Source organism: Endozoicomonas sp. SESOKO2 (assembly GCF_024606245.1).
GTDB lineage: Bacteria > Pseudomonadota > Gammaproteobacteria > Pseudomonadales > Endozoicomonadaceae > Endozoicomonas_A.
Window position 1 is genome coordinate 1 of record NZ_JAHHPQ010000368.1, and the last position, 11,524, is coordinate 11,524.

General features: G+C 42.2%; 8 protein-coding genes. 1 reads left to right on the forward strand and 7 read right to left on the reverse strand.

Going from position 1 to position 11,524, the window contains the following annotated elements:
* Positions 1 to 84: 84 nt before the first annotated feature.
* The 4 genes from KDK17_RS08140 to KDK17_RS08155 all read right to left on the reverse strand — a co-directional run bounded on the left by KDK17_RS08140 (position 85) and on the right by KDK17_RS08155 (position 6,559).
* On the reverse strand, positions 85 to 1,863 hold the full coding sequence (locus tag KDK17_RS08140) for a hypothetical protein (RefSeq protein ID WP_257254400.1): 1,779 nt from the start codon (positions 1,861 to 1,863) through the stop codon (positions 85 to 87).
* A gap of 172 nt (positions 1,864 to 2,035) precedes the next feature.
* Positions 2,036 to 3,799: a hypothetical protein gene (locus tag KDK17_RS08145; protein WP_257281644.1), complete on the reverse strand. Its 1,764-nt coding sequence runs from the start codon at positions 3,797 to 3,799 to the stop codon at positions 2,036 to 2,038.
* A 177-nt stretch (positions 3,800 to 3,976) separates the two neighbouring features.
* Positions 3,977 to 4,534 (reverse strand): hypothetical protein, encoded by a 558-nt coding sequence (locus KDK17_RS08150; RefSeq protein ID WP_257254398.1) that lies wholly within the window; start codon positions 4,532 to 4,534, stop codon positions 3,977 to 3,979.
* A gap of 183 nt (positions 4,535 to 4,717) precedes the next feature.
* Complete coding sequence (locus tag KDK17_RS08155; protein ID WP_257287813.1) at positions 4,718 to 6,559, reverse strand: hypothetical protein; 1,842 nt, start codon at positions 6,557 to 6,559, stop codon at positions 4,718 to 4,720.
* Between KDK17_RS08155 and KDK17_RS08160 the strand changes: the two genes are divergently transcribed.
* A complete protein-coding gene (locus KDK17_RS08160) occupies positions 6,543 to 6,710 on the forward strand; it encodes a hypothetical protein (protein WP_257254396.1) in 168 nt (55 codons plus the stop codon). The two genes, KDK17_RS08155 and KDK17_RS08160, sit on opposite strands and share 17 nt — an antisense overlap.
* On the opposite strand, the gene KDK17_RS08165 is transcribed toward KDK17_RS08160, so the two are convergent.
* The 3 genes from KDK17_RS08165 to KDK17_RS08175 all read right to left on the reverse strand — a co-directional run.
* On the reverse strand, positions 6,707 to 8,623 hold the full coding sequence (locus KDK17_RS08165) for a hypothetical protein (RefSeq protein ID WP_257287814.1): 1,917 nt from the start codon (positions 8,621 to 8,623) through the stop codon (positions 6,707 to 6,709). The genes KDK17_RS08160 and KDK17_RS08165 overlap by 4 nt on opposite strands.
* 271 nt (positions 8,624 to 8,894) lie before the next feature.
* Positions 8,895 to 10,769 carry a hypothetical protein gene (locus KDK17_RS08170; RefSeq protein ID WP_257287816.1) on the reverse strand — a complete coding sequence of 625 codons (1,875 nt, stop codon included), beginning with the start codon at positions 10,767 to 10,769 and terminating at the stop codon, positions 8,895 to 8,897.
* A gap of 355 nt (positions 10,770 to 11,124) precedes the next feature.
* Positions 11,125 to 11,524, reverse strand: a 400-nt coding sequence (locus KDK17_RS08175; RefSeq protein WP_257287817.1) for a hypothetical protein, incomplete at its 5' end; no start/stop codon positions are given.

The following is an 11,524-nucleotide window of genomic DNA, read 5'->3' on the forward strand; positions in this document are numbered from 1 at the left end:
CCTCAATTTCTTGCAATCCTCGCTACGGACGCTTAAGTCCGACAGGCTGCTAGTGGTACCCGATCCTGAAGAACAGGAAGAAAATTAGTAGTAATATTTGTCCTCAAGTGCTTCGTCAAGGCTGGGAGGAAGAACATAACAGGCGGCAGGATAAAGACTATCAGGGTCCATGTTGTCAATATTCTCTATAGAAAAATCATAGAGAAAATCGAGGAACTCAACCAAGTGTTCTATCCGTTCTTCAAGGTGTTTTTTCTTCTTCTCTTTTTCGCTGAAATCTTTTCCTTCCTGATCCTTTATTGCCTCGCCAAGGTTGGGTCCATCAGCATGTTCGTTGACATCTGGCTCAAGAGTTGACTCGGGCATTGCCAACATAATGCGTGATTGCCTCAGCAGATCTTCAAATCCTGTGAAGAGGCTTTCGAATATGACTTGGCAATCCTTAAAATCATTGAAAGTTTTTTGTAACTGTTGCTCTATGTATTTTTGTAGGGCTAGAAGTAATTCACGAAATAATTCAGGATTTTCATTTCCCGGGTTGTCGTTTGCGTCGGTTAATACCTTTTTGAATGTTCCAAATAATGTCTGTTCTTTGTCTTTTATCTCTGAAGAGTGAGTAATAGTGTCATCCCAGTTGGATGCGCTAAAGTAAGTCGCCAGATTGTCAATGTGTGTATTTGCGAGTTGTATAGAGTAAGGATCAAGAATCAGACATATGGCATCAATTAAACTCAAAAACTGATTATTCGAGGCAACTAATTCAGGTTTTATTTCACCATATTTTTTTATCAGCCTGGACATTGTTTGAGCTGAGTGAGATTTATTATGATAAAGCATTTTTTTGCTCTTGCTAACGTCTTTGTTGAGAAGAGAGAATGCGGCTGTTATCAGTGGATTAATTGATTCCCTGGTCTTTTTAAATTTTGAGTATTGCTCCGATATGTATAAAAAAGTAAGGCGCATTTCTCCCAGCAATCTCAGGCCATCGAACAATCTGGCAGATTTTTTAATATTTTCTTTTAAAACTGTGCGATCATTTATAGGTTCTTTTACACCTAAAAGCTCATCTTTTTTGGTGTCAAGTCTGTCGATACCAGAGAAGCCGGCGGCGTGAAGCAGGAATGAGTTAAAAAAGAAATGGGCCTCTTGAGGGGTGGCTTCATTTGAATGGATGGCGATATAGTAACTCACCATCAACATCGCGAGGTTGTGTTGATCTTCTGTTTTGGTAATATCGACAGGTGATTCGGTGCCTCGGATGTCAGTTAGAACTGCTATCATCAAACTTTGGCTATTGTCGAGTGTATAGCCGAGGGCTTGTATCACTTGCTGAATCATGTTTGCAATTGTCAGGTTCTCATCGGGGGGGGTTACCGGGATGTAGCTCAGCATAGTGTTTAGGGTGACTTCATCAAAGCCTGCATTCAACCCCTGGATAATGGCGGTCATTTGTGCATGGTTCATTGGCGGGAGCGGAATTTCCATTAATGGTTGTAACTGCCGTGCTTCAGCTCCCTCCGATTCTTCTGAATGCTCATCCTTCTTCACGTCTTGCTCATTTTCATGGTTCATGGCAAAGATAAGACTGCTCGTATTCGGGTTGAGATCATAAGTAGGGATTTTTCCTATATAAGCATTATGATTAATCAAATCATTCAGGAAGCTGAACTCTTTTGTCGTTTTTTCTCTAACAAATCCCTCTTCCACTGGTGTTGAAAAAAGATTGTCTGCCAGAAGTGTTGAACAGGGGCAAGCCATCATGATGATGCAGAGGGAAGCAGCAACCGACTGATTGGCGCTATCACGATGGAAAAATATCGATTGCTTTGCTGTTTTAGGTAATCGAGCAATGGAGTGACTCATCTACACCTGCCTTCAAGGGTTTATGGATGCTGTGTTAAAAAGTAGTCTATGGGTTGCAGCAGCACCGAATTTGCAGGGGCTAAATGACCTACCGAAATCACTACCGTTTCAGAGCCTGCCGTTTGCTGTGAAGCCGCTGCTGGTGGCCAGGTCAGAAAGAACAGGAAGAAGATTAAAAATAAACTCCGTCAAGACTTTCAGGAATATATCTGTCAGGATCAATAGTGTCAGAGTCATAAGGATACTTCGTGGCAAAATCATAGAACCAATCGAAGAAATCAACCAAGTATTCTACTCGTTCTTCCAGGTGTTTGATCTTCTGCTTTTTCTCTCTGAACTCTTTTCTCTCTTGTCCATCTGCTGGCTCGCTGGATTTAGCGTCATCAGCCTGATCGTTGGCATTGGTCTCAACAGTTGTCTCAAGCATTGCCAACATAATGCGTGATTGTTTCAGCAGATCCTGAAATCCTGTGGTGAGGGTTAGCATTATGGTTGTGTAATCATTTGAATTATCATGAATTTTTAGTAATTGCTGTTCTATGTGTTTTTGTAAGGTTATAAGTAATTCTTGAAATAATTCAGGATTTTCATTTCCCGGGTTGGTTTTTGCGTCGGTTAGTGCCTTTTTGAATATTTCAAATAATGACTGTTGTTTGTCTCTTGTCTCTGAAGAGTCGGTAGTGGGATCATCTGAATTTAATGCGCTAAAATAACTCGACAGGTTGTCAATATGTTTACTTTCGAATTGTATAACGGCAGGATCAAGAATCAGGCTTATGGCATCAATAAAAGTTAAGATCTGAATATTTAAGGCTGCTAACTCAGGATTTTTTTTACCATTATGTTCTAGTAGGCAGAGCATTCGTTGAGCTGATTCTATATTACGATGAGAATGCGGTATTCCGTTCTTATAAATGCCATAGTTGAGCAGAGATAAAGTGGCTTTCAGTTTTGGATCGACAGGTGTGTCGGACTTTTCAGCTGCTAAGTCATTCTCCAATTGTTGCAAAAAATAAAGTCGCATTTCTTGCAGCGATTTCAGGCCATAGATGACGGCAGCAGATTTTTTAATAGTTGCTTTTAGCACTTTGTGATCTTCTGTGGGTTTATCTATTGATTTTTCCAGACCTAAAAGTTCATCATTTTCGATACGGAGTCTCTCGATACCAGACAAGACCGTGGCGTGAAGCAGGAATGAGTTGAAAAGGTCATTAGCCTCTTGAGTGGATAATTTACTTAAATTGATGGCTGTGTAGTAAGCCACTATCAACATCGCAAGGTTCTGTTTTTGTTGTGGTCTGGTCAAATTGACAGGAGATTCGATCCCCCGGATATGAGATAAAACTTCTATCATTGCTTTCTGGTTGTTGTTGGCCACAACACCGAAAATTTGTTGTACTTGCTCAATCATGCTTTCGATGGTCAGGCTCTCGTTGGGGAGTGTTTCAGGGACGTAGCTCAACATAGTGTTTAAAGTGCTTGCCTCAATGCTTGTATTTAACTTCAGGATAATGTCACTCACTTCTGCATGGCTCATTGGCGGAAGCGGAATCGTCATTAAAGACTGCGGTTGTCCTCCTTCGGCTCCTTCCGATTCTTTTGAATTCTCATCCTTTTTTGCGCCTTGCTCATTTTCATGGTTCATGGCGAAGATAACGCTGGTCGAATTCGGGTCGAGACTAAAAGGGGGGATTATCCCAATATAAGCATTATGGTTAATGAGATCGCCCAGTAAGCTGGACTCTTTTGTCTCTTCATCTCTGACAAATATCTCCTCATCTGGTGTTGGTAAGAGATTTTCTGCCATCGGTTTTGAACAGGGGCAAGCCGTAGTGATAAAGCCAAGAGTAGCAGCAAACAACTGACTAGCCTTGTCACGATGGAAAAATATCGACCGCTTTGCTGTTTTAGGTAATCGAAAAATGGAATGACTCATCGACACCTGCCTTCTCTATTTTATGAATGTGCACATAAACTAGTACATGGACTGCAGCAGTGCCGAATTTTAAGCACCAGTCAATGCTATTACTGAATTTGCACGTTACGTTTTAAGCCATCGTTTTGCCTCGATTTGGGGACACCGTAAGTGCGGTGGGGAAAATAGACTTGCCCGTTAGGACAAGCTGTACCCGTAACCATCCGTAGACTGAATTTTCTTACAGTGTTTGTAGGATATGTCGGTTATTGTTCCCGTTCCATTTGCTATGTTGAAACTTCCTCGACTGCGTACCGCAACCCGTCCTGTATACGTTCCTTGCCGTTTACCTGCCGGAACGATAGCTTTGACGATATCGCCAGTCTGAAACCCTTTTACTTGTTTTGAGCCTTTAGCCTTTGTACGGGGAAATCCGTACTTGTCCACTCTGCACATTTGCCTCGATCCACGACCCATAGCCTTAATGATTAAGGGTTTTGTGCTTTCTGGTATGTATATGCTGGCTCCTGACTCTCCTAAACAGGCGGCATCTATCCATTGCTCTTTCTTGTATCCTTGCTGAGTGCGGTTGAACTTGGTTCTACCGCCAGTAGCAAAGGTGGTAGGAAGACCGATAGCCTGAACACGTCTGGCGGTTTCGTTTCTTGTGGCATTGACTAGCGGGAGCGGAAATTCGATTAAAGGCTGAGGCAGGAGTGCTTCAGCTCCTTCCGATTCTTCTGAATCCTCAATCATTTTTTCGCCTTGCTCATTTTCGTGGTTCATGGAGAAGATAAAGTGGGTTGTATTTGGGTTGAGAATAAAGAGGGGGATTTTCCTTATAAGCCTTTCGCGACCGCGGCGATCAGAACGTGGGTTTTGAAGCTGTTGGTGGCGATTATTCTGAAAGAACAGGAAGAAGATTAAAAATAAACACCGTCAATAGTCAAAACTAGCGTCAAAACTAGCTCTGACGGCCTCAACATTCTCAGAGCCATAAAGCGTGTCTACAGAATAATCAAAGTTAGTCTTGAACCAATCTTCGAAATCATCCAAGCATTTTTTCCGTGCTTTCAGATGCTTTATCTTCTTCTTTTTCTCTTCGTTGCTAAACTCTTTTCCTTCTTGACCCTTTGCTGTTTTGTTTTGTTTGGCTCCATCAGCCTGCTCATTGGCGTTGTTGTCAGTAGTTAGCCGATACATTGCTTTCGTAGTGTAGCTCTCCAGTAAGTCAAATGTTGAGCAGATAGATAACATTTCGAGTGTGTAGTCATTTTTATCAATAAACGTTTTTTGTAATTGTGTCGATATGTGATTTTCTAAGGCTAGAAGCCATTTTCGAAATAATTCAGGGTTTTCATTTCCAGTGTTTTTTTTTGAGTCGGTTCGTACTTCTTCGGATATTGCACTTAATGTTAGTTTTTTAAACACCGTGTCGATAGCGTCAATAACGGGATCAGCCTCAGCTAAAACATCTGAATTGCTAAAATTAATCGACATGTTGTCACCTTGTGTAAGTACCATTTTTTTAATGAAAGAACCAAGAATCAGGCTTGAAGAATATAGAAAACTCATGAACTTAATATTAGAGGCAACTGATTCAGGATTTTTCTCAACATACTCTTGTATGAGCATTAAAATTTGTTCGGCTGATTTTATATCATGCTGATAAAGCGGTGTTAGGTTCTTATCAATCCCATAGTTGAGCAAAGAGGAAGCGGTTAATAACATGGGGTCTACTGATGCCTCAGAAATTTCAGCTTCTGGTAGATTGTCCAATTGTTGCAAAATCTTAAGGCGCATTTCTCCCAACAACTTCAGGCCAGAGAAGACTGAAGCAGATTCTTTAATATTTGCTTTTAAAATTTCGTGATCTTTTATTGATGCTATTGTACCTAAAAGGCCAGCTTTTCTGGCATGAAGTCTCCTGATACCAGAAAAATCAGTGGCGTGAAACAGGAATGAGTCAAAAAAAGCATGAGCCACTTGAGGGGTAGCTCCATTTGAATGGATGGCTGTGTAGTAACTCATCATCAAAATCACCAGGCTCAGTTGATCCTCTGGTTTAGTCATATCGACAGGAGATTCGGTACCCACGATATTCGTTAGAACTTCTATCATTGCGTTCTGGTTATTGTCAGCCTCAACATGGAGAGCTTGTTGCACTTCCTTGATCATGCTTGCAATGGTCAGGCTCTCATCGGGCAGGGTTACCGGAATGTAGCTCAACATAGTGTTCAGGGTGTCTTCATCAAAGCCAGTATTCAGCCCTTGGATAATGGCAGTAATTTGTGCATGGTTCATTGGCGGGAGCGGAATTTCCATTAAGGGCTTAAGCTGCTGTGCTTCAGCCCCCTCCGGTTCTTCTGAATACTCATCCTTTTTTTCGCCTCGTTCATTTTCATGATTCATGGCAAAGATAAAATGGGTCGTATTTGGGTTGAAAACAAAAGGAGGGATTTGTCTTATGTAAGCATTATGGTTAATCAAATCGTCCAGGCAGCCAGGCTCTTTTGTCGTTTTTATTCCAGCAAATTCTGCCGCCACTGGCGTTGAAAAAGGATTTCCTGCCAACAGTTTTGAACAGGGGCAAGCCAGCACGATGAAGCCAAGGGAAGCAGTAACCAAATGATTAGCCTTGTAACGATGGAAAAATATTGATGGCTTTGATGCTATTAGTAATCGACCTATGGGATGACTCATCGTCGCCTGCCTTGTTGAATTTGAATGCCCTGAATAAGGTAGTTTCGCCTGCCACGCCTCTGTGACCGTAATACTCAAGAACCCGGCAACCCTGATTTATCGAGCAGGCGATATCTGCATTGAAGCCGTTGCTGACCTCATCAAAACTTCGACCGCAATGCTACAACTGAATCTGCACAAATTTCCTGATAGCCCCGGTCTGAAAAAACTGGAAAAGTATCCAAACTAAACACCGTCAGGATTACCCCTGTCAGCTTCATCTCTGTCAGCAGGGATCGTGTTAACTTCAACTCCATTAACTTCAACTCCATTAACTTCAACCCTGTCAGCTTCAACCCTGTCATCTTCAACTCCGTCAGCATCAACGTCAGCATCAACTCCGTCAGCATCACCTCTGTTGGAATCACTACCTCTGTCAGCATCAGTACTGCCCACATCATTGCCTTCAGACTCACTACTGCCACTTTCATGAGGGCTGTTCATAGCAAATTCATAGTTAGACCCGAACCATTCGACGAATTCTCGCAAGTGGCTTATCCGTTCTCTCAGGTGTCGTGCCTTCTTCTCATATTTACTAAGCTCTTCTCCTTCTTGGCCTTCTGCTGCTTTTTCATCTTTGGCTGCGTCAATCTGCCTATCAAATATTTCCAACATATCATTTGATTGTTCATGCAGGCTCGCTAATCCTGTGCCGAGGGTTACCATTATCACTTGGTAATCATCTGCCTCAGTAAAAGCTATTTGTAATTGTTTCTCTATGAAGTCTTTCAGAGCTTGAAGTAATTCTCCAAATAATTCAGGACCTTCATTTCCATCATTGTATTTTGCATCTTCTGATACTTTCTTGAATGCTTCAAATAACCTCTGTTCTTTGCTTGTTGTGTCTGAAGAGTCAGTGTCGGTTTCTAACCACTTTGATTTTCTAAAATAACTTAACAGGTTTTCAATATGTGAATCTGTGAACTGTATAACGGAAGGATCAAGCAGCATGCTTATGGCATGAATCAAAGTCATAAATTGATTGTTAGAGGCAACTAACTTAGGATTGTTTTCACCATATGATTCTATTAGCTTTAACATTCGTTTATGTGATTTTATGTTGCGCTTATATAGCGGTATCCCGTTCTTCTCAACACCATAGTTGAGAAGGCTGGTAGCAGCTGCCAACAGTGGATCGGGTGATGCGCTGGATCTTTCGTCTTCTGAGTAAAAATTCAGTTGTTGCAAAAAATCAAGGCGCGCTTCTTCGAGTATTTTCAGGGCAGAAAAGACATTTTTGGATTCTTTAACATTACCTTTTAAAAGTTCGGGATCTTCGATGGGTTCTTTTATACCCAAAAGGTTACCCCTTGTGGCATGGAGCCTCCCTATACCAGACAAGCCGACAGCATGAAGCAGGAATGAGTTAAAAAAAACATTAGCCATTTGAGGGGATGACCCATTTGACTTGAGGGCTGTATAGTAACTCATCAACAACATCGCGAGGCTCTCTCGTTGTTGTGGTTTGCTTATATCGACAGGAGATTCGGCGCCCTGAATATCATACAGAACACTAATCAACGCATTTTGGTTTTCGTTGAGCGTTATGCCAAGAGTTTTTATCAAATGATCAATCATGCTTGCAATTGATCGGGCATGTTCGGGAGGGGTTTCCGGAATTTCCTCCAACATCATATTAATGTGGTTTGTATTAATATCTGTAGTTATGGCACGGATAATTTCGGAAATTACCCCATGGAGCATCACGGGGAGAGGAATTTCGATTAAAGATTGCAGCGGCTGTGCTGTAGCTCCCTCCGGTTCTGTTGAATTTTCATCCTTTTTTTCGCCTTGCTCATTTTCATAGTTCATGGCAAAGACAAGGTTGGTCGCATTCGGGTTGAGAGCTAAAGTAGGGATATTCCCTACATAAGCATTGTGATTAATCAAATCGTCCAGAAAGCTGGACTCTTTTGTTGGTTTTTCTAAAACAAGCCTCTCCACCGATGGTGTTGATAAACCATTTTTTGCCAGTAGTTCTGAGCAGGGGCAAGCCATCATGATGAGGCCAAGGGAAGCGGCAACCGACTGATTAGCCATGTTACGATGGAAAAAGATCGATTGCCTTGCGGTTGCTGATAATTGGGAAGCGGAGTTATTCATCAACATCTGCCTTTTTTAATTTATGGATGCCCTGATAAAGTAGTCCACAGATTGCAGAAGTGCCCAATTTTAAGCATCTTCAAACTCAGCCTGATCGCTCAGGCAACCCCGTTTTCTAAGCGCAGGAATTGCCGAGAGCTTGGAGTTCCAAGGTTCAAGGCCTGTGCACAAGGCAAGGCAGTTACAATCTGGACTTAAACCCGGGAGTGGCATTCGAACAGCGCAGAACCGGCTACTGCCAATGACGTTATGGGGCACAAATGGAACGGCCTTAAACAGTAACGTCTTCGAGCCAGCAGTTCGCCGGTAGCAGTTGGTTTGAAAGGACAGGAGGATTCATTTCTTCAGGACTACCTCTGTCAATATCATTGCTCTGAGAGTCACTGCTATCAGAGTCGCTGCTGTCAGAGTCACTGCTGTCAGAGTCGCTGCTGTCAGAGTCACTGCTGTCAGTGTCATAATGAGAGTTCACGGCAAAACCATAGTGAGATCCAAACCAATCCACGAAATCTTGCAAGTAATTTATCCGTTGTCCCAGGTGTTTTCTCTTCTTCTCTTCTTCGCTGAGCTCTCCCCGTGCTGCCTCGCCATGTTTAGCTCCATCAGCCTGCTCATTGGCACTGGCGTCAATACTTCGGTCAAGCATTAACAGAACTTTCCTTGATTGTTCTAAGAGGGCCTGAAATCCTGTGCCGAGGGTTACCATTATGAACTCGTAATCATTTTTTTCAGTAAACGTTTTTTGTAATTGTTGCTCTATGTATTTTTCCAGAGCCAGAAGTAATTGTTGAAATAATTCAGGATTTTCATTCCCCGGGTTTTCTTTTGCGTCGGTTATTAACTTTTGGAATACTTGAAATAATTTTTGTTCTTTGCCTTCAGAATCAGTAATGGTTTGATCCCAATTAGATGCAGTAAAATAACTCGACATATTGTCAATGAGTGTTTTTGCAAACTGTATAACGTAAGGATCAAGAGTCATGCTTATGGCATCAATTAAATTAATGAACAGGTTATTAGAGGCAACCAATTGTGATTTTTTTTTACCAAATCCTGTTAATTCTAACACCTTTAGCATTCGTTTAGCTGATTTTATATTACGCTCATAAAGTGGTAGTCCGATCTTATTAACACCACGGTTGAGTAGATTGGATACTTTTTCTAACACTGGAATCTGGACTTTTGTCTCGGATTCTTCAGCTTCTGAAGTATTTTTGATTTGTTTCAAAAAAAAATAAACGCGCATTTCTTCCTGCTTTCTTAGTCCAGCGAAGATTATTGCTGATTTTCTAACATTTTCTTTTAAAACGTCTTGATCTTCTGTGGGTTTGTCTGTGCCTAAAAGGTCACCTTTTATAGTATGGAGTTTTTCGATACCAGACAAGTCACAGGCGTGCAGTAGGAATGATAGAAAAAATTCATAAGCCATTTTATGGGGTAGCTTCTCTGAATTGATGGCCGTATAGTAAGCCAACATCAAGAGTGCAAGTCTCTGTTTTTGGTTTGGTTGGCCCATATCGACTGGCGTTGTGGTACCCTCAATGGACGATAGGACTAAATGCATTGTTATCATGTGACAATCAACCGGAATGCGAAGAGTTTGCATCAATTTCACAAGCATGCCATCAATTGTCAGGCTCTCATCGGGGGGGGTGACCGGAACGAAGTTCAACAGAGTGTCTAAGGTTTCTTGATCAATGCCTGTATTCAATTCCCGGATAATGTCACTCACTTCTGCGTGGGTCATGGGCGGGAGCGGAATTGTCGATAAAGGCCGTGGTATTTGTGCTCCAGCGCCTTCCGATTCTTCTGAATGCTCATCCGTTCTTTGTCCTTGTTCGTTTTCATGGTTCATAGCAAAGACAAGGTTGGTCGCATTCGTGTTGAGAGCTATAGTAGGGATATTCCCTACGTAGGTATTGTGATTAATCAAATCGTCCAGAAAGCTGGACTCTTTTGTTGTTTTTTCTAAAACAAGCCTCTCCTCCACTGGCGTTGATAAACCATTTTTTGCCAGTAGTTCTGAACAGGGGCAAACCATCATGATGAGGCCGAGGGAAGCAGCAAGCGACTGATTAGGCTTGCCAAGATGGCAAAACATTGATCGTTTTGGTGTTTCAGGCAAGCGAGATAAGAAGTTATTCATCCACATCTGCTCTCATCAGTTTACAAATGTCCTGACAAAGTAGTCCATGTATTGCAGCAGTGCTCAATTTTAAGCGAAAGCCGGTCCCAGCCTGATCGCGCAGCCAGCTCCGTTTTCTAAGGCATTACCAAGAGCTCAGAGCTTCGTTCCCTTCAATCGTGGTTCAAAGCTTTTGGACAGGACGAGGCAGACAGAATGCAGGCTTTAATCGAACAATGCAGGACGCTGCAGAGCATCCGGCTATTGCCACTGAAGTTAGGGGTCACGAATGGATCGGCCGAAGCTACCGCCACGGAGTCAGTAGCCTGCCAGGAAGCATACTATTGGTATTCGGCCTGACAGAACAGGAAAAAAATTAATATTGAACTCCGTCAAGATTACCTCTGTCAGATTCACTACCGCAGGACTCACTGCTGTCAGAGTTATAAGGAGATCTTATGGCAAAATCATAGTAATACCTGCACCAATAGATGAAATCCTCCAAGGATTCTGTTTGTTCTTTCAGGTATTTGTTCTTCTCTTCACTGCTAAGCTTTCTTTCTTCTGATCCCTCGGCAGCCTCGTCGTGTTTGGCTTCATCAGCCTGCCCGTCGGCATCGTTGTCAGTCGTTGGGAGCATTGCAAATATAGCTTCTGATTGCTCCAGCAGATCCGTAAGTCCTGAGCTTAAGGTTAACATTATGACTTGGTAATCATTTGAGGCAATGAAAATTTTATGTAATCTTTGCGCTATGTATTTTCTTATGGCTGTAAGT

Coding starts and splice junctions, on each gene's coding strand:
- KDK17_RS08140 (WP_257254400.1), bottom strand. CDS start 1,863: ATGAGTCACTCCATTGCTCGATTACCTAAAACAGCAAAGCAATCGATA.
- KDK17_RS08145 (WP_257281644.1), bottom strand. CDS start 3,799: ATGAGTCATTCCATTTTTCGATTACCTAAAACAGCAAAGCGGTCGATA.
- KDK17_RS08150 (WP_257254398.1), bottom strand. CDS start 4,534: ATGATTGAGGATTCAGAAGAATCGGAAGGAGCTGAAGCACTCCTGCCT.
- KDK17_RS08165 (WP_257287814.1), bottom strand. CDS start 8,623: ATGAATAACTCCGCTTCCCAATTATCAGCAACCGCAAGGCAATCGATC.
- KDK17_RS08170 (WP_257287816.1), bottom strand. CDS start 10,769: ATGAATAACTTCTTATCTCGCTTGCCTGAAACACCAAAACGATCAATG.